The organism is Klebsiella sp. CN_Kp088 (assembly GCF_040064335.1).
GTDB classification, from domain to species: Bacteria; Pseudomonadota; Gammaproteobacteria; order Enterobacterales; family Enterobacteriaceae; genus Klebsiella; species Klebsiella aerogenes.
Genome location: NZ_JBEAIQ010000014.1, coordinates 210,452 through 231,466, shown reverse-complemented (window position 1 = coordinate 231,466; position 21,015 = coordinate 210,452). Strand labels below are relative to the sequence as shown.

At 53.8% G+C, this 21,015-nt stretch carries 22 protein-coding genes and 1 other RNA gene; 11 read left to right on the top strand and 12 right to left on the bottom strand.

Annotated elements, in window-relative coordinates; all coding sequences use genetic code 11:
• Positions 1-27: 27 nt before the first annotated feature.
• Both apt and ABLV08_RS04675 read right to left on the bottom strand, forming a co-directional pair.
• Complete coding sequence (gene apt / locus ABLV08_RS04680; RefSeq protein WP_015367908.1) at positions 28-579, bottom strand: adenine phosphoribosyltransferase; 552 nt, start codon at positions 577-579, stop codon at positions 28-30.
• 150 nt (positions 580-729) lie between these two features.
• Positions 730-1,107: a DUF454 family protein gene (locus ABLV08_RS04675; protein ID WP_015704615.1), complete on the bottom strand. Its 378-nt coding sequence runs from the start codon at positions 1,105-1,107 to the stop codon at positions 730-732.
• Between the two features lie 69 nt (positions 1,108-1,176).
• Here ABLV08_RS04675 and priC point away from each other — a divergent pair, with 69 nt between their 5' ends.
• Complete coding sequence (gene priC, locus ABLV08_RS04670) at positions 1,177-1,704, top strand: primosomal replication protein N'' (RefSeq protein WP_015367910.1); 528 nt, start codon at positions 1,177-1,179, stop codon at positions 1,702-1,704.
• 12 nt (positions 1,705-1,716) lie between these two features.
• The gene (gene rsmS / locus ABLV08_RS04665) at positions 1,717-1,890 is read left to right on the top strand and encodes a pleiotropic regulatory protein RsmS (protein ID WP_015704613.1); all 174 of its coding nucleotides are present in this window, start codon (positions 1,717-1,719) and stop codon (positions 1,888-1,890) included.
• A gap of 37 nt (positions 1,891-1,927) precedes the next feature.
• On the opposite strand, the gene mscK is transcribed toward rsmS, so the two are convergent.
• Both mscK and acrR read right to left on the bottom strand, forming a co-directional pair.
• Positions 1,928-5,272, bottom strand: coding sequence for a mechanosensitive channel MscK (gene mscK, locus ABLV08_RS04660; RefSeq protein ID WP_020079450.1), 3,345 nt, complete (start codon positions 5,270-5,272; stop codon positions 1,928-1,930).
• Positions 5,273-5,402: 130 nt separating this feature from the next.
• Complete coding sequence (gene acrR / locus ABLV08_RS04655; RefSeq protein ID WP_015704611.1) at positions 5,403-6,053, bottom strand: multidrug efflux transporter transcriptional repressor AcrR; 651 nt, start codon at positions 6,051-6,053, stop codon at positions 5,403-5,405.
• A gap of 142 nt (positions 6,054-6,195) precedes the next feature.
• Between acrR and acrA the strand changes: the two genes are divergently transcribed.
• The 6 genes from acrA (at position 6,196) to ABLV08_RS04625 (ending at position 12,941) form a co-directional block, all read left to right on the top strand.
• Positions 6,196-7,395, top strand: coding sequence for a multidrug efflux RND transporter periplasmic adaptor subunit AcrA (acrA, locus tag ABLV08_RS04650; protein WP_020079451.1), 1,200 nt, complete (start codon positions 6,196-6,198; stop codon positions 7,393-7,395).
• A 22-nt stretch (positions 7,396-7,417) separates the two neighbouring features.
• Entirely contained in the window at positions 7,418-10,564 is a 3,147-nt protein-coding gene (acrB, locus tag ABLV08_RS04645; protein ID WP_015367916.1) for a multidrug efflux RND transporter permease subunit AcrB, read from the top strand.
• 472 nt (positions 10,565-11,036) lie between these two features.
• Positions 11,037-11,411 carry an Hha toxicity modulator TomB gene (tomB, locus tag ABLV08_RS04640; RefSeq protein WP_015367917.1) on the top strand — a complete coding sequence of 125 codons (375 nt, stop codon included), beginning with the start codon at positions 11,037-11,039 and terminating at the stop codon, positions 11,409-11,411.
• 26 nt (positions 11,412-11,437) lie between these two features.
• Positions 11,438-11,656, top strand: coding sequence for an HHA domain-containing protein (locus ABLV08_RS04635; RefSeq protein ID WP_015367918.1), 219 nt, complete (start codon positions 11,438-11,440; stop codon positions 11,654-11,656).
• A gap of 131 nt (positions 11,657-11,787) precedes the next feature.
• Complete coding sequence (maa, locus tag ABLV08_RS04630) at positions 11,788-12,351, top strand: maltose O-acetyltransferase (RefSeq protein WP_015704609.1); 564 nt, start codon at positions 11,788-11,790, stop codon at positions 12,349-12,351.
• 125 nt (positions 12,352-12,476) lie between these two features.
• Positions 12,477-12,941, top strand: a complete 465-nt coding sequence (locus ABLV08_RS04625; RefSeq protein WP_042893755.1) for a YlaC family protein — start codon at positions 12,477-12,479, stop codon at positions 12,939-12,941.
• On the opposite strand, the gene ABLV08_RS04620 is transcribed toward ABLV08_RS04625, so the two are convergent.
• Positions 12,916-14,370 carry a PLP-dependent aminotransferase family protein gene (locus tag ABLV08_RS04620; RefSeq protein WP_047464900.1) on the bottom strand — a complete coding sequence of 485 codons (1,455 nt, stop codon included), beginning with the start codon at positions 14,368-14,370 and terminating at the stop codon, positions 12,916-12,918. The genes ABLV08_RS04625 and ABLV08_RS04620 overlap by 26 nt on opposite strands.
• Before the next feature lie 102 nt (positions 14,371-14,472).
• On the opposite strand from ABLV08_RS04620, the gene ABLV08_RS04615 reads away from it, so the two are divergent.
• Positions 14,473-15,183, top strand: coding sequence for a GNAT family protein (locus ABLV08_RS04615; protein ID WP_015704607.1), 711 nt, complete (start codon positions 14,473-14,475; stop codon positions 15,181-15,183).
• Here ABLV08_RS04615 and ykgO read toward each other — a convergent pair.
• A complete protein-coding gene (gene ykgO / locus ABLV08_RS04610) occupies positions 15,180-15,320 on the bottom strand; it encodes a type B 50S ribosomal protein L36 (RefSeq protein WP_003859006.1) in 141 nt (46 codons plus the stop codon). The genes ABLV08_RS04615 and ykgO overlap by 4 nt on opposite strands.
• Positions 15,321-15,322: 2 nt before the next feature.
• Positions 15,323-15,583, bottom strand: a complete 261-nt coding sequence (locus ABLV08_RS04605; protein ID WP_015367923.1) for a type B 50S ribosomal protein L31 — start codon at positions 15,581-15,583, stop codon at positions 15,323-15,325.
• Between the two features lie 218 nt (positions 15,584-15,801).
• Here ABLV08_RS04605 and ABLV08_RS04600 point away from each other — a divergent pair, with 218 nt between their 5' ends.
• Positions 15,802-17,361, top strand: a complete 1,560-nt coding sequence (locus ABLV08_RS04600) for an EAL domain-containing protein (protein WP_348855608.1) — start codon at positions 15,802-15,804, stop codon at positions 17,359-17,361.
• Between the two features lie 41 nt (positions 17,362-17,402).
• Here ABLV08_RS04600 and ABLV08_RS04595 read toward each other — a convergent pair whose 3' ends face one another.
• Together ABLV08_RS04595 and ABLV08_RS04590 are read right to left on the bottom strand one after the other, a co-directional pair.
• The gene (locus tag ABLV08_RS04595; protein WP_045388534.1) at positions 17,403-17,756 is read right to left on the bottom strand and encodes a DUF1428 family protein; all 354 of its coding nucleotides are present in this window, start codon (positions 17,754-17,756) and stop codon (positions 17,403-17,405) included.
• A gap of 88 nt (positions 17,757-17,844) precedes the next feature.
• A complete protein-coding gene (locus tag ABLV08_RS04590; protein WP_015367926.1) occupies positions 17,845-18,459 on the bottom strand; it encodes a membrane protein in 615 nt (204 codons plus the stop codon).
• An 87-nt stretch (positions 18,460-18,546) separates the two neighbouring features.
• Between ABLV08_RS04590 and ABLV08_RS04585 the strand changes: the two genes are divergently transcribed.
• A complete protein-coding gene (locus tag ABLV08_RS04585; RefSeq protein ID WP_063411049.1) occupies positions 18,547-19,974 on the top strand; it encodes a PLP-dependent aminotransferase family protein in 1,428 nt (475 codons plus the stop codon).
• 132 nt (positions 19,975-20,106) lie between these two features.
• Here ABLV08_RS04585 and ABLV08_RS04580 read toward each other — a convergent pair whose 3' ends face one another.
• The 3 genes from ABLV08_RS04580 to ffs form a co-directional block, all read right to left on the bottom strand.
• Positions 20,107-20,322, bottom strand: coding sequence for a hypothetical protein (locus ABLV08_RS04580; protein WP_015367928.1), 216 nt, complete (start codon positions 20,320-20,322; stop codon positions 20,107-20,109).
• Complete coding sequence (locus tag ABLV08_RS04575; protein ID WP_015367929.1) at positions 20,319-20,576, bottom strand: hypothetical protein; 258 nt, start codon at positions 20,574-20,576, stop codon at positions 20,319-20,321. Before ABLV08_RS04575 ends, ABLV08_RS04580 begins: the two co-directional genes overlap by 4 nt.
• A 313-nt stretch (positions 20,577-20,889) precedes the next feature.
• An RNA gene (gene ffs / locus ABLV08_RS04570) (signal recognition particle sRNA small type) lies at positions 20,890-20,986 on the bottom strand.
• Positions 20,987-21,015: the final 29 nt, after the last annotated feature.

The window sequence follows — 21,015 nt, the reverse complement described above, 5'->3', positions numbered from 1 at the left end:
TCGGCGAGGCTATGTGTCGGGATTTGCTTAGTGGCCCGGGAAAGGCACCAGGCTAAAGCAATTGATGCCCAGTTTTTCCAGGCGCTGTTCACCGCCCAGATCGAACAGATTGATAATAAAAGCGGCATCGTGAACTTCGCCGCCCAGGCGACGAATCAGCTTCACGGTGGCGTCAATGGTGCCGCCGGTCGCCAGCAGGTCATCAACGACCAGCACCTTATCGCCTTCTTTAATGGCATCAACGTGGATTTCCAGCTGATCGGTGCCATATTCAAGCTCATAGCTTTCGGCGATGGTTTCGCGCGGCAACTTGCGCGGCTTACGAACCGGAACAAAGCCAACGCCCAGCGCCAACGCAACCGGGGCGCCGAACAGAAAACCACGCGCTTCGGTCCCCACCACTTTGGTGATGCCGGCGTCTTTATAACGCTCGGTCAGCAGTTCAATGCTAAGCGCATAGGCTTTAGGGTCTTCCAGCAAGCTGGTGACATCGCGGAAAAGGATGCCCGGTTTCGGATAATCCTGGACGCTTTGGATGCTGTTCTTCAGATATTCAAGCTGCTGTGCAGTTGCGGTCATAAGTTTATGCCTGATTGAAACGGTGTTACCCACGGGCGTGCAAAATGGGCCAAAGAAACATTTGTTTAACCTTTGACCAGGCTTACCCGCGCTCGAAAACGCCAGAATTTACTGGCTGTCGCCAACAATTGCAACAGGCATTATTGCGCATCAGTGCTTTTGTTGCTTTGCGTCAACCACCGGAATGCGCCACATAAATATCAGCAGGCAGGCGAGGATCGCCAGCAGCAGGATGCGCACCCACATAAGCTTAACCAGCCACAGAGAAATGGCAAAGGTCAGTAAAATCATGATAATGGCTCGCGGCTTGGCCCCCGGCGGCATCGCCCGGTACTGCTGCCAGTGGCGAAGATAGCCGCCAAACCACGAGCGATACAGCAGCCAGTGGTGAAAGCGCGGCGACGAGCGGGCAAAACACCATGCGGCGAGCAGGATAAATGGCGTTGTCGGTAACAGCGGTAAGAAGACGCCCAGCGTCCCCAGCACTACCGCCAGCCAGCCAATGATGATTAAAATAATACGTGGCATAATGCGAATCGTTATCAAGCAGATGTCGCTACTGTAGCACAGTTGCTGAGTAGGGAATGGAGGAGTTATTTGAAAACAACCCGGCTTTTACAAACGCTGAAAAATCAGTTGGCTGAACTGGCGCTTCAGGTGGCGCCACTGTCCAGCCACGCTACGTTGAGCCCGCGTTTCGACCGCCAGCTGTTCCGTACCCGCGACACCCAGATGCAGGCGTATCTCGACGAAGCACAGCATAATCTCGCCGAGCTCCAGCATGCCGTTGAGCATCAGCATCTGCCCCAGGTCGCCTGGCTCGCCGAGCGGCTGGTGGCGCAGATTGCCGCCATTAGTCGTGAGACGGCGACCTGGTCGTTACGCCAATGGGACAGCGCCTCGCCGACGCTAAACCGCTGGCAACGCCGCCGCCTGCAGCACCAGGAGTATGAGCGCCGCCTGCTGGCAATGCGCAACGATCGCCAACGTCAGCTGGCGTCGGCAACGACGCTTGCCGAACAGCAACGGCTAACGAAAGAGGTCGAGGCCTATGCCGGGCGCCTGGCCCGCTGTCGCGATGCGCTGGAAAATATTGAAAACGTACTGGCGCGTTTAACGCGCTAACAGGAGAGGACTATGTCGCTGGAAAATGCACCGGACGAGGTCAAACTGGCCGTCGATTTAATTATGTTGCTGGAGGAAAACCGGGTCAGCGCAAAAACGGTGCTGGGAGCGTTGGATATTATTAAGCGTGACTATGAAAACAAACTGAAAAACGCCCAACCTGACGCGCCCCTGTCAGAAGAATAAAACGATTCGGGGCGGCATATGCCGCCCCGATTAGCGATTATGCGACGCCTGGCACCGTATCATCCCCTTTATTATCGCGCTTCACTTCCGTCACTTCATCTCCCTTCTCGTTACGCAGATGAACTTCCAGCTGGTTGAAGGCAATATCGATATTGTTTTCGCGGCACAGGCGATCGATCGAGCGGTTAAGTTCGTCCACCGCGTAGCTGCGATCGCGCAGTTCACGCACATAGAGGCGCAGTTCATGATCCAGCGTGCTGGCGCCGAAGGTGGTAAAGAAGACCGACGGCGCTGGTTCCTGCATCACTTTCGGATGTTCATGCGCCGCCTGCAGCAGCACCTCTTTCACTTTATCGAGATCGGATCCGTAAGCTACGCCCAGGCGGATCACCACGCGGGTGATGGTATCGGAGAGCGACCAGTTGATCAGCCGTTCAGTCACGAAGGCCTTGTTTGGAATAATCACCTCTTTGCGATCGAAATCGGTAATGGTCGTCGCGCGGATACGGATCTTACTGACGGTGCCTGAGAAGGTACCGATAGTGACCGTATCGCCGATACGCACCGGGCGTTCGAAGAGAATGATCAGGCCGGAGACGAAGTTACCGAAAATCTCCTGTAAGCCGAAACCTAAACCAACCGACAGCGCCGCGGCCAGCCACTGCAGTTTATCCCACGACACGCCTAAGGAGCCGAAGACCGTCATCGCGCCGATGGCGATAATCGCGTAGTTGAGGATCGTCGTGATGGCATAGGAGGCGCCCTGGCGCATATTAAGACGCGACAGCACCAGCACTTCCAGCAGGCCCGGCAAGTTGCGGATCAGCGCCCAGGCGACCATCGAGGCGACAATCGCAAACAGCAGGCTGCCCATCGTCACGCTTTTCACCACGCTGGCGCCGGCTTCGGTGCCGTTGTAGTGCCAGAGCGTAATGCTGTCGAGATAGGCGAACACGGTTATCAGATCGGACCAAATCGCCCAGAACAGCACCGCGAACAACGCCACCATCACCAGCATGGTGATGCGCAGCGTTTGTTGGTTAACCTGTTCGAGCGCGATCGTCGGCTCTTCCTGCGGTTCGGCGCCTTCCGCCCCTTCTTTCACCAGATGCTGGCGACGCGCCAGCGCCCGGCGCCAGGCAATACGTCGCGCCGCCACACTCAGGCCGCGGAGAACGGTCTGGTATAGCAGGTTCCACATCATCACCAGATAGACGGTCTCAATCCAGCGGCCAGCCAGACGCAGCGTCGTGTAGAAGTAACCGGTCGCCGTGAGGACCATCAGCGCGACGGGCACAATCGACAGCACGGTCACCGTCAGCAGGCGCAGGCTGTGCGACTCTTTGTCACGCCAGCTTTCGCGGCACATCGGCCACACCAGCACCGCAATGAGCAGCAGGTTGACGAAGATAACAAACTGCCCCAGCACGTCGTCCATCAAATTAAGCGGAGAGAGCTCAGAAACAACCGACCAGAAATTCAGCGGCAGCAGCGCCAGGCTGACGCGGACGATCTGCCGCCGCCAGTGGCTGGTGAGCTGCGCGGGCATATTGAAATGCTTCACCGCCACGCCGTCTTTTTCCAGCACCTTCCAGCACAGGCCGAACACCAGCCAGAACATCGCTAGTTTTTTACTGTAGGCCCATAGCAGGTTGCTGACATTCAGCTGCATCGTCAGCAGGATAAGCCCGGCAGCAAGGATGAGCAGCACCACCGGCAGCGCTCTGATTAAATCTATCAGGATCGCTTTTGGTGTGTTTAGCTGAGTATCATTGCGTAACTGGCCTACCTGGGAGGCCAGCTTAGCCTGGTAATCACGCAGCCACTGCAAGCGCCAGCGGATCAGCCCGGCAATCAATAGCAGCGGCAGCCCGGCGAGGAACGCGATAAATACCGCCGGCCAGGCTTTCTCCCAGTTGACGGTGATTTTCATCGATTTGAACTGGGCTTTCAGCGCTTCCGGGAAGGATTTGATCCACTCCCAATCCATCGGCTTATTGCTGTTCACCCAGAAAATCTGCTGGGTCAGGATCGATTTCAGATTGCTGGAGACGCTCATCAACTGCTGCTGGTTAATCTGCAGGTTGATGGCCATCATCAGCTGGTTCCCCAGCTGTTTGTTAAACTGGTCGAGCAATTCACGGCGCATGTCCACGACTTCCAACAGGGCGTCGTGAACTTCCGGCGTGACTTCGCTGCTATGGCCTTCTTCCAGCTTTGCCACAAAGGCATCGCTCTGGAATAACGCATCGCGCTGCTGGTTAACTTCAAACTGCTCCAGGCGCAGATCGGCAATGCGGTTGGTCATATCCTGCAGCTCATCCGCTGATGGCAATGTTTGCTGCTGCTGATAGAGGATACGCGACAGCAGCAGGCTGCCTTTCAATACCGAAATCTGCTCTTTGATATCGCGTTCGGATTGCAGCGCGCGGTCGAGCCAGTTTTTCACTCTGATATTGCGCTGCACCAGTTGGTTGCCGTTTTCCGTCGCCTGAATCAGCTTTTCGCTAAGCTGATGGTTAACTTCAAGCTCCTGCTTGACCAACGGGTTATTTTGGATCCGCGAGGTCTCCTCCGGCGAGACCGCTTCCTGAGCGGTTTTCTCGGTGAGGGTCAGCCGCTTGCTGTTCACCGCTTCCTGCAACAGTTGCAGCTGATGTTCCAGCCGGTTGCTGTGGGCGGTCACGTAATCGCGCTGTTTCTGCAGCGTATCCTGCAGCACAGTATTGCCTTCCAGGCTCTTACGCTGCTGTTCGATCTCCGCATTCAGCAAGGCCTGCTGCGCCAGCAGCAACCCCTGCTGCGTCGGGCGCAGCGTCTCTTCACCCGGCGCGGTGCCGTTGAGACGGTTACGAATTTGCTGTAGCTGCTGGGAGGCGGAGTACATCGCGTTCTGCACGCGCTCCGGCTGCGTCTGCAGCGAGACCAATTGGCTGTTGTAGGTCGCAAGATCGTTCTGCGCGCTTTGCAGATCGTCGAGCGCCTGAGACACCCTGGATTCAAGCTGTCGCAACGATAACGTGCTCAGGGTTTTACGGGTGACCTCATCATCAGGAACGTCGCTCAGCGCATTCAGGCTGTCTACCGCCTGACGCATTTTCGCCGGCGCCTGTTCAACCTGCTGACGCAGTTGCACAGTTTCAGACTTTATACGCTCAATCTTATCGAGCGTTTCTAAAGTCTGCGTCAGGTCCTGCTGAACTAATTTTTCCTGCGGCGTGAGTTCTTTTTGCTTATTTAGCGTAGTGAGCTGGCTTTGAATGTCAGAACGGTCAGGTAAATCTGCAGCCTGAACCTGGCTGAAGCTCAGAGTGCCAACTATAAGGACCAGTGCAAAGACAATGGTGGAAATAGCATGAGGCCAACGATTTGTATGCTGCATAGTATTAACATGAATGGTTGCAAATGCCGGAGAATACCGGGGGTCGTCGCAGCGCGCAGAATAGCACTTCTCCCTGCGCGCGAATAGCGGCAGAGATAAGTAAAATTTACCTTTATTTACGCCTGCGGATTCAGGCCATGACCTCAGACGAACTTCGTAGCGACGGGCAGGTCTGATACATCTCAATCAGCGCATCGACATAAGCACGGGCTTCCGCATGAAGGTTAAAACTCTCTGGTGCAAAGAGCCAGTTTTCCATTAATCCGGAAAGATAACTGCGCATCAGAATTGCCGCACGGCGAGTGAGTAAATTCGCAGGTAATTGTTGAGCAGTGATACAATCTTTTAATGTTTGCTCAATACGATCGTAGCTTTCAAGCCATAAACTGCGCTGCGCTTGTTGGACAACGGCCATTTCTCCGACAAATTCGCATTTATGGAAGATGATTTCCATCATCAGGCGCCTACGCTCCTCTACTACCGTCGCTTCGAGGATATAAACCAGTATTTCGCGAACAACTGACAGTGGATCGTTAGGGAATTTTGCCCGATACTCAACTTCGAGATCGCTAATGCTGGCGTCAGAAAGACTCCATATTTCATTAAACAGATCGGATTTGTTTTTGAAATGCCAGTATATAGCGCCCCTGGTCACTCCAGCAGCTTTTGCAATCGCGGCCAACGAGGTAGATGATACCCCTTGCTGCGAAAACAATCGCAGGGCGACGTCAAGAATCAGTTGCCGGGTTTCAAGTGCCTGTTGTTTGGTTTTTCGTGCCATAGGTTGATGACTTTACAGAGGTTGCGTTTACATACATTTGTGAATGTATGTACCATAGCATGACCATAATAGAAAGACTGTAGTGGGTTTGTGGACGTTTGAGCCACTAAAAAATTTGAAATTGGACACTCGAGGTTTACATATGAACAAAAACAGAGGGTTAACGCCTCTGGCGGTCGTTCTGATGCTCTCAGGCAGCTTAGCGCTAACAGGATGTGACGATAAACCGGCTCAACAAGGAGCCCAGCAAATGCCGGAAGTCGGTATTGTCACGCTCAAATCCGCACCTCTACAAATCACCACTGAACTTCCTGGTCGTACCAATGCTTATCGTGTCGCAGAAGTCCGTCCTCAGGTAAGTGGCATTATTCTGAAACGTAACTTCACTGAAGGCAGCGATATTCAGGCGGGGGTGTCTCTTTATCAGATCGATCCGGCAACCTATCAGGCAAGCTATGAAAGCGCTAAAGGCGACTTAGCGAAAGCCCAGGCCGCCGCAAACATCGCTCAGTTGACGGTCAAACGTTATCAGAAACTGGTTGGCACCAAATACATCAGCCAACAAGAATATGACTCAGCCGTTGCCGACGCTCAGCAAAGCAACGCCGCTGTCGTCGCGGCGAAAGCCGCAGTTGAAACCGCGCGTATCAACCTGGCTTATACCAAAGTGACGTCGCCAATCAGTGGACGCATCGGTAAATCCGCGGTCACCGAAGGCGCGCTGGTGCAAAACGGGCAATCTACCGCGCTGGCTACTGTTCAGCAGCTAGACCCTATCTATGTTGACGTTACCCAATCGAGCAACGATTTCCTGCGTCTGAAACAGGAACTGGCGAACGGTAAACTGAAGCAAGAAAACGGTAAGGCGAAAGTTGAACTGGTCACCAATGACGGTCTGAAATATCCGCAAGAGGGTACGCTGGAATTCTCCGACGTCACCGTTGACCAGACCACCGGTTCTATCACGCTGCGCGCTATCTTCCCGAACCCGGACCACACTCTGCTGCCAGGAATGTTTGTTCGCGCACGTCTGGAAGAAGGTATTAACCCGGATGCGCTGCTGGTTCCGCAACAGGGCGTTACCCGTACCCCGCGCGGCGATGCCAGCGTGATGGTGGTCGGCGAAGGCGACAAAGTTGAAGTGCGCCAGGTCACCGCGACTCAGGCTATCGGCGACAAGTGGTTAGTGACCGAAGGTCTGAAATCAGGCGATCGCGTGATCGTCGCTGGCCTGCAAAAAGTCAAACCAGGCGTACAGGTAAAAGCGCAGGAAGTAGCTTCAGACAACCAACAGCAAACCGCCGGCAACGCGAACGCTCAGTCTGAACAAACCAAGTCTTAACTTAAACAGGAGCCGTTAAGACATGCCTAATTTCTTTATCGATCGCCCCATATTTGCATGGGTGATCGCCATAATCATCATGTTGGCAGGGGGGCTTTCGATTATGAAACTCCCCGTGGCGCAATATCCAACGATTGCGCCGCCAGCAGTGACGATCTCGGCCACCTATCCGGGGGCTGATGCGAAAACGGTGCAGGACACCGTGACACAGGTTATCGAACAGAACATGAACGGTATCGATAACCTGATGTACATGTCCTCGAACAGTGACTCCACCGGTACGGTGCAGATCACCCTGACCTTCCAGTCCGGTACCGACGCAGATATCGCCCAGGTACAGGTGCAGAATAAGCTGCAGCTGGCGATGCCGCTGCTGCCGCAGGAAGTACAACAACAGGGCGTGAGCGTGGAGAAATCCTCCAGTAGCTTCCTGATGGTTGTCGGGGTTATCAACACTAACGGCACCATGACGCAGGAGGATATTTCCGACTACGTGGGCGCCAATATGAAGGATGCCATCAGCCGTACTTCCGGCGTCGGCGACGTTCAGCTGTTCGGTTCCCAGTACGCAATGCGTATCTGGATGGACCCGACGAAGCTAAACAACTTCCAGTTAACTCCGGTAGATGTCATCAACGCCATTAAAGCGCAGAACGCCCAGGTCGCGGCAGGTCAGTTAGGCGGTACGCCGCCGGTGAAAGGCCAGCAGTTGAACGCCTCGATCATCGCCCAAACGCGTCTGACTTCCGCTGATGAATTCAGCAAGATTCTGCTGAAAGTCAATCAGGATGGTTCACAGGTTCGTCTGCGCGACGTGGCGAAAGTTGAACTCGGCGGCGAAAACTACGACATCATCGCGAAGTTCAACGGCCAACCGGCTTCTGGTCTGGGGATTAAACTGGCCACCGGCGCTAACGCCCTGGATACCGCCAACGCCATCCGCGCCGAGCTGGCGAAGATGGAACCGTACTTCCCGTCAGGCCTGAAAATCGTCTACCCGTACGATACTACCCCGTTCGTGAAAATCTCTATTCATGAAGTGGTAAAAACGCTGGTGGAAGCGATCATCCTGGTGTTCCTGGTCATGTATCTGTTCCTGCAGAACTTCCGCGCCACGCTGATCCCGACCATTGCAGTACCGGTGGTATTGCTTGGGACATTCGCCATCCTGGCGGTGTTTGGCTTCTCGATAAACACCCTGACGATGTTCGGGATGGTGCTGGCCATCGGCTTGCTGGTGGATGACGCCATCGTGGTAGTAGAAAACGTCGAGCGCGTAATGGCGGAGGAAGGATTGCCGCCGAAAGAAGCGACCCGTAAGTCGATGGGTCAGATTCAGGGCGCGTTGGTCGGTATTGCGATGGTACTGTCGGCGGTATTTATCCCGATGGCCTTCTTCGGCGGTTCAACCGGCGCGATTTATCGCCAGTTCTCGATCACAATCGTTTCCGCGATGGCGCTATCGGTACTGGTAGCGCTGATTCTGACGCCAGCGCTGTGCGCCACCATGCTGAAGCCGATTCAGAAAGGCGGCCATGGCGAGCACAAAGGCTTCTTTGGCTGGTTTAACCGCATGTTCGATAAGAGCACGCACCACTACACCGACAGCGTAGGCAACATTCTGCGTAGTACCGGTCGTTACCTGGTGCTGTATCTGATTATCGTCGTCGGTATGGCTTACCTGTTCGTTCGTCTGCCAAGCTCCTTCCTGCCGGACGAAGACCAGGGCGTGTTCCTGAGTATGGCGCAGCTTCCGGCGGGCGCGAGTCAGGAACGTACGCAGAAAGTCCTCGACGAGATGACTGACTACTACCTGACCAAAGAGAAGAACAACGTTGAATCGGTGTTCGCGGTTAACGGTTTTGGTTTTGCAGGCCGCGGTCAGAACACCGGTATCGCCTTCGTGTCGTTAAAAGACTGGAGCGAACGCCCAGGTTCAGAAAACAAAGTTGAAGCGATTACCGGCCGCGCGATGGCCCGTTTCTCGCAGATTAAAGATGCGATGGTCTTCGCGTTTAACCTGCCGGCGATCGTCGAACTGGGTACCGCTACCGGCTTTGACTTCCAGCTCATCGATCAGGGTGGTTTAGGGCATGAGAAATTAACTCAGGCGCGTAACCAGCTGTTTGGTATGGTTGCTCAGCATCCCGATCTGCTGGTTGGCGTGCGTCCTAACGGCCTGGAAGATACGCCGCAGTTCAAGATCGATATCGATCAGGAAAAAGCGCAGGCGCTGGGCGTTTCAATTAGCGACATCAACACCACCCTCGGCGCAGCGTGGGGCGGCAGCTACGTCAACGACTTCATCGACCGCGGTCGCGTGAAGAAAGTGTACGTCATGTCTGAAGCGAAATACCGTATGCTGCCAGAGGATATCGGCAACTGGTATGTACGCGGCAGCGATGGCCAAATGGTGCCGTTCTCCGCCTTCTCCACTTCCCATTGGGAATATGGTTCACCGCGTCTGGAACGTTACAACGGTCTGCCGTCGATGGAAATCCTCGGTCAGGCAGCGCCGGGCCGCAGTACGGGTGAAGCGATGGCGATGATGGAACAGCTGGCAAGCAAACTGCCTTCAGGCGTCGGTTACGACTGGACCGGTATGTCCTATCAGGAACGCCTGTCAGGCAACCAGGCCCCGGCGCTGTATGCTATCTCGCTTATCGTCGTCTTCCTGTGTCTGGCAGCATTGTACGAGAGCTGGTCGATTCCGTTCTCCGTCATGCTGGTGGTACCGTTGGGTGTTGTTGGCGCGCTGTTAGCGGCAACCTTCCGCGGGCTGACTAACGACGTTTACTTCCAGGTCGGCCTGCTGACGACCATCGGCCTGTCGGCGAAGAACGCGATACTTATCGTTGAATTCGCCAAAGACCTGATGGAAAAAGAAGGCAAAGGCCTGATTGAAGCGACGCTGGAAGCGGTACGTATGCGTCTGCGTCCAATCCTGATGACCTCTCTGGCGTTTATCCTCGGGGTCATGCCGCTGGTTATCAGCTCTGGCGCAGGTTCCGGCGCACAGAACGCCGTCGGTACCGGCGTAATGGGCGGGATGGTGACCGCGACGGTTCTGGCTATCTTCTTCGTGCCGGTGTTCTTCGTGGTGGTTCGTCGCCGCTTCACTAAGAAAACTGAAGATATTGAGCATAACCATCCGGTTGAGCATCATTAATCTTGCTTAAGCTAAGGGCCGCATTTGCGGCCCTTTTTCTTTAGGGGTATTTAAACGCACACATTGTTATTGTTTATTTTACGTTCTGACATATAATATACATTGATGAACGTTGTTCTATTTTTATTAAGATTTCGATTACCGGTTTTGTCATCAGGTCTCATTCAGAATATTCTTAATTACCAACAATCTCCCGACAACCTTCTCGCTGCAGGCAGGCGTCAATCAGATAAACTTATGATATATAAGGCTGACCTTCCAGTTTCGCCAAACATAAAAGGAATCAGTATAATAGGTCCTGTTTTTTTAAGATAAATTAACCGTATTTATTGTAATTTTTCGTAATAGCACGGTGAAATGTTTTTGAGACTGGATTATAGTTAAATCACAGGATTACAATGTTTGAGCCTGGTCTTCATCCCACAACGGTGTTTGTTAGTCGTCGTTTAAACCACTTACAAGGGGATGTGTTATGGACGAGTACTCGCCAAAAAGACATGATATCGCGCAGCTAAGATTTCTCTGCGAAACGTTGTATCATGACTGCCTTGCAAACCTGGAAGAAAGCAACCGCGGCTGGGTTAACGATCCCACCTCGGCGGTGAATCTTCAATTAAATGAATTGATCGAGCACATAGCAACTTACGCGCTTAATTATAAAATTAAGTACGCTGAGGATAATAAGCTGATTTCTCAGCTTGACGAATACCTGGATGACACTTTTATGCTGTTCAGTAGCTATGGCATAAACACAAGCGATCTCCAAAAATGGCGCAAATCCGGCAATCGGTTATTCCGATGCTTTGTGAACGCCAGCCGGGAGAACCCGGCAAGTCTTTCTTGTTAGAATTATTACATTCAAAAGGTGAAATGATGTCTGGTAAACCATTAACTAAAACAGACTATTTGATGCGTTTACGCCGCTGTCAGACAATTGATACGCTGGAGCGCGTAATTGAAAAGAATAAATATGAACTTTCCGACAATGAATTGGCGGTATTTTACTCAGCAGCCGACCATCGTCTTGCTGAATTGACCATGAATAAGCTATACGACAAAATCCCAACTTCAGTATGGAAATTTATCCGCTAGTTCATTTTCTGTCATTAATACAACAGCACCTCAACAGGGATTACTCGGGATATTAAACGCCTGAGTCCCGTATTGCTGCATATGAAACCGGTTTCGCTTTATACTGTTTTTTCTTTAAACAGGAGAAGACCATGAGCGAAGAAAAAAGGAAAATGATCGCCGGCGAACCTTACCTTGCTGGAGACGCCACGCTAAAAGCAGACCGCCTGCATGCCCGGCAGGTGCTGCACCGCTACAACCACTCAGCACCGGATGAGCGCGAATCGCGCGCCGCTCTGCTGGCTGAACTATTTGGTAAGCCCACTGACGCGTATATCGAACCCACTTTCCGCTGCGATTACGGCTATAACATCAGCCTCGGCGCCAATTTTTACGCGAACTTTGACTGCGTGATGCTCGATGTTTGCCCGATCCGAATTGGCGATAACTGTATGCTGGCGCCGGGCGTTCATATCTATACCGCGACCCATCCGCTGGACCCAACGGAACGCAACAGCGGTATCGAGTATGGTAAACCGGTAACGATCGGCCACAACGTATGGATTGGCGGCCGGGCGGTCATCAACCCTGGAGTGACCATTGGCGACAATGCGGTTATTGCCTCCGGCGCAGTGGTGGTGAAAGACGTGCCGGCCAATGCGGTAGTTGGCGGTAATCCAGCCCAAATCATCAAGCTGCTATTAACCGAAAAATAGTAACTGTTATGCTTTTCTGTAACTGATCTGTTACTTTAACCCCGGTCTCCGGCAACATAAAATAACTGTCAGACTGAGCCGTAGAGCCTGAAATGCCGGGCTCTACGAAGAATTCGGGGACTAAAATGACAGAAATACAGCGCCTGCTAACCAATACCATCGAGGAACTGAACGAAAAAGAAAAGCGCGATAATCGCCCGCGTTTTAGTATCAGTTTTATTCGCAACCATCCATGGCTATTTGTCGCTATGTACGCCGCCTTTTTGGCCACTCTCATCGTCATGCTGCGCTCTGAGACGCTGGTGGATTCCGTGTGGCTGCTGATCGTTCTGTTTGTTCTGCTGAACGGCTTTTTCTTCTTTGACGTCTACCCGCGCTACCGTTATGAAGATATCGATGTGCTCGATTTTCGCGTCTGTTATAACGGTGAATGGTATAACACCCGTTTCGTCCCTGAACAGTTGATTGACGGCATTCTGCAATCGCCACAGGTCGCCCATGCGCAGAAAGCTCAACTGCAGAAAATGATCGCGACCAAAGGTGAACTCTCCTTCTACGATGTTTTCACCCTGACCCGCGTTGCTGCCTGATTAGCCTGTTCAACGTCCGCAGCGCCGGTACGAAATGCGCCGCGGACGTATTGCCATACCCCAGAACCAAACCGCTACGCGCCTTATGCGGGTTAAGATAAAAGCGGCTAAGCGCCGCTGGCGCCATTTGATACTGACGCGCCTGCTCGACAATTTGCACATCGTCAATGTCATCGACGGCAACCGTTAAATGCAAGCCGCCCTCTCCCCCCCAAATCTCATTCGCCAGCGTGAATTCGCTTGCCACAGCCTCGCGTAACTGCTGCTGACGCCGACGATATAATCGGCGCATTGAAGCCAGATGGCGCGCATAATGGCCCTCTTCGATGAACAGCGCCAGCGCACGCTGTTCCAGACGATGGCCGCCGCGCAGCAGCGCGCCGATCGCGCCCTGAGCCGCCTCGGCCAGCGCCGACGGCATCACCGCGAAGCCTATTCTTAATGAAGGAAATAGCGTTTTGCTGAAGGTACCAAGGTAAACCACCGGCGCCTGCGCCACCATGCCGAGCATCGCCTGAATCGGCTCGCCGCTGTAGCGAAACTCGCTATCATAGTCATCTTCCACAATCCACGCGTCATGCTGGCGGGCATATTCCAGCAATGCCAGACGACGTCCGGCGCTCATCACCGCCCCGCTCGGATATTGGTGCGAAGGCGAGGTAAAGATAAGCCGCGGCGCTACCTCGTTAACGCTATCAGGACACATGCCATCACCGTCAACAGGTATCCCCTTCAGCTGTAGCCCGGCTTTAATAAACACGCTTTTCGCGCCGAAATAACCGGGCTCTTCAACCCAGGCAGTATCCCCCGCGACGCTCAGCAGATGCGTGCAAAGGTTAACGCCCTCCAGCGCGCCTTCAGTGATCACAATTTGCCGCGCCGTGCAGCGTATACCCCGGGATAAAGTCAGATGACGGGCTATCGCCTCGCGCAGCGCCGGTTCACCGGCCGCCTCCCCGTATCCCAGGATCGTGCTGCCATCCTCGCGCAGTACCCGATCGAGCAAACGACGCCAGATAACCAGCGGGAAGTAGTTCACCGCGGGCATTCCGGTAGTCAACAACAGTGCCGGGGAGTCCCGTCGACCCGGCAGCGGTAGCGTGCGCAAGCGCTCAGGCAAAACAAACGCTGGTGGCGCCGGCTCGCTTTCCGCCAGCGTATTGAGCGCTGCCACATACGTCCCCTGACGACTGCGGATCAGATATCCCTCTATCGCCAGCTGTTCCAGCGCGCTGTTTACGGTATTGCGCGATACGCCAGCACGCTGCGCAATAACGCGCGCGCCCGGCAACCGGCTATGACTGAGTAACTCGCCCTGTAAAATAGCCTCGCGCAGCGCCTGATAGAGCGCGCGCTGTAGCGTCGCGTCTCCCCGTTGCTGTATCCCGCGCGTCAGCAGGGCAAAAAAAGCATCGTCCGGAATATTCATCATGGCTCCTCGTGGCACCCTAAAAAGATACCTTTATGGCCCTTTTTATGGAACCAGCAGACGTTTAATCTCAGGACTCTTCCCGCAAACAGGACTTGACCGATGACGCAATACAACCAATTCAACCAACTCGTTGGCGACGCTTTACCTGACTGGCAGCCACGCCCCTGGCCGCAGCGCCAGACCTTGCAAGGACAGTTATGCCGCCTGGAACCGCTTGACGTCAAACACGCGCAAGCGCTGTTCAACGCCTATCGACAGGCGCCTGATACCCGCGCCTGGACGTGGCTTTTGCGTGAACCGGAAAACAGCGTTACCGAGTTCAGCGCCTGGATTGCCAGCATCAGCGAGCTAAACGATCCGCTTCACTTCGCGGTTATTGATGAACGCAGTGGGCAGCCGGTCGGATCGTTAGCGCTGATGCGTATTGACGGCAAAAACGGCGTCGTTGAAGTCGGCCATGTTCACTTTTCGCCGCTGCTGAGCCGCAAAGCAATGGCCACCGAGGCACAGTGGCTGCTGATGCGTTATGTCTTTGAGTCGCTCGGCTACCGCCGCTATGAGTGGAAATGCAATAGCCTGAATGAACCGTCGCGGCGCGCGGCGCTGCGCTTAGGTTTCCAGTTCGAGGGGCGCTTTCGACAAGCGCTGGTGATAAAAGGCCACAATCGCGATACCGACTGGTTTTCCATTATCGATAGCGAGTGGCCACAGATAGATAGCGCAATGCGCCAGTGGCTGGCCGCCGGTAATTTTGATGCCAACGGCCAGCAATACCGCACGCTGGAAAGCTTTCGCAAACCAACGAATTAACGGCGTTTTTTACGTCCCTGCACCGCCTTAAAGCGCGGGTTACTTTTGCAGATAACATACAGCCGCCCTTTGCGTTTCACTATCTGGCAATCCGGGTGGCGCTGTTTAGCGCTACGCAATGAGTTCAGTACCTGCATGTTTAGCTCCTTTTCGCATCAATAAAACCACCGAAGCGCTGGCGGAAACGAGCGGCGCTGCCTTCGGTAGCATGTGTTTTCTGCTTACCGGTGTAATACGGATGGGATTTAGACGAAACATCTAAGGTGACATACGGATAGGTTACGCCATCCAGTTCAATCTCACGCTCGGTTTTAATAGTGGATCCCACTTTGAAGTACTCGTTTACGCTCGTATCGTGAAAAACGACGGTACGGTAGTGCGGATGAATATTAGCTTTCATGGCAAACCTCAATTTATATGTTATAACATAACAATAAAAGTACACCGTTGACTGCCAAAGATCAACCACAGGAAATTTACGGTTTCAGCGGGAACCACGCGGTGGCTCAGAGGGCGATCATTTGCCCCCTTCTCCCGAATCACAATATTCGCGACCCGGGTCTTTTCGTCGCTTTCGCGTATACTCAGAGCAATTCCCCGTAAAATAAGGACATACCCATGACGACTCGCCATTTAATGAGTCTGGTTACAGGGGTGCTTATTCTCGCCATCGTGCTACCCATCGCCTTAAGTATCTGGCTGGCAATGCGCCAGGCGCAGGCGCAGTTTTATAGCGAGCTCGACCACTACTCAAAACGCATTGTCATGCGCGTAGAACAAGTCGCCGCTCAGGCCAAAGAAGCATTACAAGAAGCCGATGCGCACAGCGCCAGTGCCTGTTCACCAGAACATTTGCTGAATATGCGCCGTATTGCCTACACCCATCGCTATGTGCAGGAAGTACTCTGGTTGCGTAATTCGGTGCCGATGTGCTCATCGCTTGAGGATCACCAGGTCTCGGTGACGTTTCCGCAGCCAGACCACGTCACCGCCGACGGTTACAGCACCTGGCTTACCTCAATCAACGACCTCGGCCTGCAACATCGCATGACCGCCTTTGGCAACAAAAATCATATTGTGATGATCGACCCGGTGTCGTTTATTGATGTCATCGCCACCGGTCAGGAAAAGATCCATACGATATTATTCGGCACCGAGCACGATCAGGTAGTGATCAGCAGCCAGCCGCTCGATCCCGCGGTTTGGACGCGAATTAAAAACCTCCATAGCGAGACGCTAACGCTGAATGACACCGTCTATCGCGTGCATATCATCCCTGAACTGGGTCTTGGCGTCGCCAGTTGGTCGTCCACGCAGCCACTGGATGCGCGCCTTCGCCAGCAATTGCTGCTATGGCTGCCGATAGGGCTCTTTACCAGCCTGTTGACCTCTTTTTTACTTCTACGCCTGCTGCGCAGATTACGCTCGCCGCGTTATGGCATGTTGGATGCGCTGCAATCCGATGCCATCCAGGTTTACTATCAGCCGATCGTCTCGCTGGAGGATGGCAAAATCGCCGGCGCCGAAGCGCTGGCCCGCTGGCAGCAGCCGGATGGCACTTTTTTATCGCCGGATATTTTTATCCCGCTGGCCGAGCAAACCGGGCTGATCACCCGGTTGACCGAGGATATCGTGCGTAAAATCTTTGCCGACCTCGGCCCCTGGCTGCGCCATCATCTGCAGATGCACATCTCTATTAATCTGTCGGTGGATGACCTGCGCTCGCCTACGTTGCCAACACTACTCAAGGAACAACTGGCGCGCTGGGGAATCAATGCGGAACAGCTCTCCCTTGAGCTTACCGAACGCGGCTTTGTCGATCCGCAAACCACTCTGCCGGTGATTATTGGCTATCGCCAGGCGGGACACCGGATCTCGATCGATGATTTCGGCACCGGCTATTCAAGCCTCAGCTACCTGCAAACGCTGGATGTCGATACGCTGAAGATCGACAAGTCATTTGTCGATACCCTGGAATATAAGCCGCTGACGCCGCATATCATTGAGATGGCGAAGGCGCTGAATCTGGCGATTGTCGCCGAAGGAGTGGAAACGCCCGCTCAGCGCGACTGGCTGCGCGCGCATGGCGTCAATTACGCGCAAGGCTGGCTGTACTGTAAGGCGCTACCGAAAGAGGAATTTATTCAGTGGGCGGAACATAATATTAAAACGCATTAATACCATGTGCGGCGCGCTGGCAACCAGTCGCGCCGCCGGATTTACTCGTCAAGAATCGGCACAAACCCGCCGAAGATCATGCGCTTGCCATCAAAGGGCAAGCTATCGCTAAGCGCTTTGATCCGCGGGTCGCTCATCATTTTCGCATTGGCCGCATCCCTGATCTTCTTAGACGGGTACTCGATCCAACTGAAAACCACTTCCTCATCCGCCTGCGCTTTAACCGACATGCGGAAATCCGTCAGCTTTCCTTCCGGGACATCATCCGACCAACACTCCACGACGCGCGTGGCGCCAAACTCTTTAAACAGCGGCGCCGATTTTGCTGCCAGTTCGCGGTATGCCTCCTTATTTTCCGCAGGGACGGCAACGACAAAACCATCAACATACTTCATGAGTGAGTCTCCGAAGTGAACAGCGCCGGCGGCATATCCGTCGGCGTCTGAGTGATAAGTTTAGTCGCTGCTATCGCGAACGGCGATTTCAGGACGCCAGCCCCCGGCTTTTCGCCGCCGTACTGACTGCTCGCGGTTGACGGAACCAGGGTAAAAACAGCTGGATCAGCGGGCCGATAGCAAAGGCGTAAACCACGGTGCCAACCCCGACTTTGCCGCCCAGCAGCCAGCCAATCAGCAGTACCGAGACTTCGATAGCGGTACGGATACCACGCAAAGACCAGCCGGTTCGCGCATGCAATCCGGTCATCAAGCCATCACGCGGCCCGGGACCAAAACCGGCGCCGATATACATCCCGGTTGCTATCGCATTCATCACCACCGCGCCGGCGAGTAGCAGACTACGCGCGGGCAGCGATTCCAGCGGCGGAAGTACCGCGAGCGTGGCATCGGCCGCAAGGCCAAGCACGATGACATTGCTAATGGTGCCGAGACCCGGCATCTGACGCAGCGGGATCCACAGCAGCAGCACCGCGGCGCCGGTCGCAATAATCACCGTACCGAAACTGATATTAAGTTGTTTCGCCACCCCCAGATGAAACACATCCCACGGATCGGCCCCGAGGTTGGCATGGACGAATAACGCCGTCGACACGCCATAGAGCACCAGACCAATATAAAGTTGTAGCAAACGACGGACCATAAACACCTCAGTATGTATTGCGAACAACCCCATCATCAGCAAAAATGGATTGATAATTAATGGCCAGTTTTTTAAAAGTGGATCGCTATGTCAGTACGTCGTTTTGGAACACAATCGCTGGTACGCCTGCTCGGCAACTGGCAATCCCCTTCCTCGCGCGCGCCGCTGTGGCGGCAGCTGGCGGAAGCGCTGCGTCTGTTGATCCTCGATGGACGGCTGGCGCTGGAGACCCGTCTGCCCGGCGAGCGAGAACTGGCGACGGCGCTAAATGTTAGCCGCACCACTATCGCCAGCGCGCTGGGGTTATTGCGAGAAGAAGGCTATCTGCAAAGTCGCCAGGGAAGTGGTTCACGCATTGCGCTACCTGCCGGCCCTCTGCTCCCCGGAGAGCAGACGCTTTCAGCGCCATCGGTCAATCTCGCCACCGCCGCCCTCAGCGCCGGACCGGAGATTCATCAAGCCTACAGCCACGCGCTGACGCTGATGCCGCAGTATTTGTCCTATACCGGGTACGATCAGCAGGGGTTAGTCGATTTGCGCGCAATCATTGCCCGCCGCTATAGCGAACGCGGCCTGCCGACACAGGCGGATGAAGTGATGATTGTGAATGGCGCGCTGAGCGGATTTGCTTTGGTACTGCGTCTGTTAACCGGGCCAGGCGATCGGGTGGTGGTTGACGCGCCCTCTTACCCGATGGCGATTAACGCTATTCGCGGCGCCTCCTGCCGGCCAGTAGGCGTCTCTTTACCGGAAAAGGGCTGGGACTGCGACGGCCTGGCGGCGACCATTGCCCAAACTTCGCCGCGGCTGGCCTTTATGATGCCGGATTTTCATAATCCCACCGGTCGCTGCATGGATAGCGAGACCCGGCAGCGCGTCGCCGATCTGGCCGCCAGCACGCGAACGACGCTGGTCGCCGACGAAACGATGGTCGATTTATGGTACAACGCCCCGCCGCCGCCGCCGCTGGCGGCTTTCAACCCTGAAGCACCGATAATCACTATTGGTTCAGCGGGTAAAACGTTCTGGGGAGGACTGCGAATTGGCTGGATCCGCGCCCCGGCGCGGACGATTGCCTCGCTCATCCAGGCGCGGGATACACTCGATCTCGGTTCGCCGCTGCTGGAGCAGCTGGCTTGTTGTTGGCTACTGGAGAACGAACAAACACTGTTGCCGCCGCGGCGGGCAATGCTGGCCGCGCGTCGTGATATGTGCGCTGCGTTGATGGCGGAATATTTTCCCCGCTGGCGCTTTTGCGTCCCCGAGGGCGGGCTATCGTTTTGGGTGGAGCTGCCGAAGATGTTGGCAACGCAGTTTTCGGTGCGCGCTGAGAATGCCGGCATTCATATCGGTACCGGTACGCGTTTCGGCCTGGAGGGGGCCTTCGATCGTTATTTACGTTTGCCTTTCACCCTGCCGGATACGGAATTGCGCAACGCCTTCAGCATTTTACAACCGCTGTGGCAGACCCTTACGCAACAGAAAGAAATGACGCGAATGCGTAAAATAATATAATAAAATATCGACGGGCTGGTATCAGCCCGTCAAAAACCACCATCCATGATGAATATGAGATGTTTTATAAAATTGCAGTGCCATCTTGCCCACGCCGCATGTCATTACGATGACAACAGCGTAGTCATTTCATTAATGCTGGCGCGGAATAGGAAAACCTTTTAGCGAAATAATAAAGCCATCGTCATCTTTTTTAATTTTTGCGCCGGTTTCACACCAGTCGGAAGCAATGCGAAAAAACTCATCACTACCGATATTCCAGTTCAGGCGCACGTGCTTAACGTACCCGGAACGAAGCAGATCACAGGCTTCACTGTAACTGCTGGCTGTAGAGAATTGTTGTTTCATCTTTTCTTCTTCAGAAGTTTACGTAATGCTTTGATTTCTTTAGGGGTTAACGGCGACGCTTCCTCTTCGGTATGCTGGTTATCAATATCCTCATGCGAAACCCCCGCCTCGTCTGCTGAATCAATGGCCGCCAGCGCCAATTGCAGCAGCTTTTCCGTTGCCGTGCCTAAATTCTCGTTATTCACTTCCGCATAATGACGCAGTTTATCTTTTAACTCTGCGTCAATTTTCACATTCAGAACTACTGTGGTCATGATCACGCTTCCCGTGCAATAAAATCATCATAATTAATACACGAAGTTAACATCTTGATCCAGAGATATTATTTATCCTTAATAATATCTGGTAATTCCAGGGAATAATTTGCCCATTATATATGACATGAAAATGACATTAGTATGTCATTATTATTTCATATTTATGACAATACAAAATTAAGGTATAAAAAAGAGTCGTTTTAGTAACGTAAAACAATAAATGAAGTGAAGCTGCCTATAATAGTAGCAGAGAATAAAAGCACAACAAATGAAGGGATTTTAAATCAGGACCGCCTGAAATGGGTGGGGGCCCTGCCAGCTACATCCCGGCACACACGTCGTCTGCTCTGGCTGCTTCCTTCCGGACCTGACCTGGTAAACAGAGTAGCGTTGCGGGAGAACCAACAGAGCCCCCATTGAGAGCGTTGATAACCAA

Coding starts and splice junctions, on each gene's coding strand:
- mscK (WP_020079450.1), bottom strand. CDS start 5,272: ATGCAGCATACAAATCGTTGGCCTCATGCTATTTCCACCATTGTCTTT.
- ABLV08_RS04595 (WP_045388534.1), bottom strand. CDS start 17,756: ATGAAGTATGTTGATGGTTTTGTCGTTGCCGTCCCTGCGGAAAATAAG.
- acrR (WP_015704611.1), bottom strand. CDS start 6,053: ATGGCACGAAAAACCAAACAACAGGCACTTGAAACCCGGCAACTGATT.
- ABLV08_RS04580 (WP_015367928.1), bottom strand. CDS start 20,322: ATGAAACAACAATTCTCTACAGCCAGCAGTTACAGTGAAGCCTGTGAT.
- ykgO (WP_003859006.1), bottom strand. CDS start 15,320: ATGCAGGTACTGAACTCATTGCGTAGCGCTAAACAGCGCCACCCGGAT.
- tomB (WP_015367917.1), top strand. CDS start 11,037: ATGGACGAGTACTCGCCAAAAAGACATGATATCGCGCAGCTAAGATTT.
- ABLV08_RS04575 (WP_015367929.1), bottom strand. CDS start 20,576: ATGACCACAGTAGTTCTGAATGTGAAAATTGACGCAGAGTTAAAAGAT.
- ABLV08_RS04605 (WP_015367923.1), bottom strand. CDS start 15,583: ATGAAAGCTAATATTCATCCGCACTACCGTACCGTCGTTTTTCACGAT.
- ABLV08_RS04590 (WP_015367926.1), bottom strand. CDS start 18,459: ATGGTCCGTCGTTTGCTACAACTTTATATTGGTCTGGTGCTCTATGGC.
- ABLV08_RS04600 (WP_348855608.1), top strand. CDS start 15,802: ATGACGACTCGCCATTTAATGAGTCTGGTTACAGGGGTGCTTATTCTC.
- rsmS (WP_015704613.1), top strand. CDS start 1,717: ATGTCGCTGGAAAATGCACCGGACGAGGTCAAACTGGCCGTCGATTTA.
- maa (WP_015704609.1), top strand. CDS start 11,788: ATGAGCGAAGAAAAAAGGAAAATGATCGCCGGCGAACCTTACCTTGCT.
- ABLV08_RS04585 (WP_063411049.1), top strand. CDS start 18,547: ATGTCAGTACGTCGTTTTGGAACACAATCGCTGGTACGCCTGCTCGGC.
- ABLV08_RS04625 (WP_042893755.1), top strand. CDS start 12,477: ATGACAGAAATACAGCGCCTGCTAACCAATACCATCGAGGAACTGAAC.
- ABLV08_RS04615 (WP_015704607.1), top strand. CDS start 14,473: ATGACGCAATACAACCAATTCAACCAACTCGTTGGCGACGCTTTACCT.
- apt (WP_015367908.1), bottom strand. CDS start 579: ATGACCGCAACTGCACAGCAGCTTGAATATCTGAAGAACAGCATCCAA.
- ABLV08_RS04675 (WP_015704615.1), bottom strand. CDS start 1,107: ATGCCACGTATTATTTTAATCATCATTGGCTGGCTGGCGGTAGTGCTG.
- ABLV08_RS04620 (WP_047464900.1), bottom strand. CDS start 14,370: ATGAATATTCCGGACGATGCTTTTTTTGCCCTGCTGACGCGCGGGATA.
- acrA (WP_020079451.1), top strand. CDS start 6,196: ATGAACAAAAACAGAGGGTTAACGCCTCTGGCGGTCGTTCTGATGCTC.
- acrB (WP_015367916.1), top strand. CDS start 7,418: ATGCCTAATTTCTTTATCGATCGCCCCATATTTGCATGGGTGATCGCC.
- ABLV08_RS04635 (WP_015367918.1), top strand. CDS start 11,438: ATGTCTGGTAAACCATTAACTAAAACAGACTATTTGATGCGTTTACGC.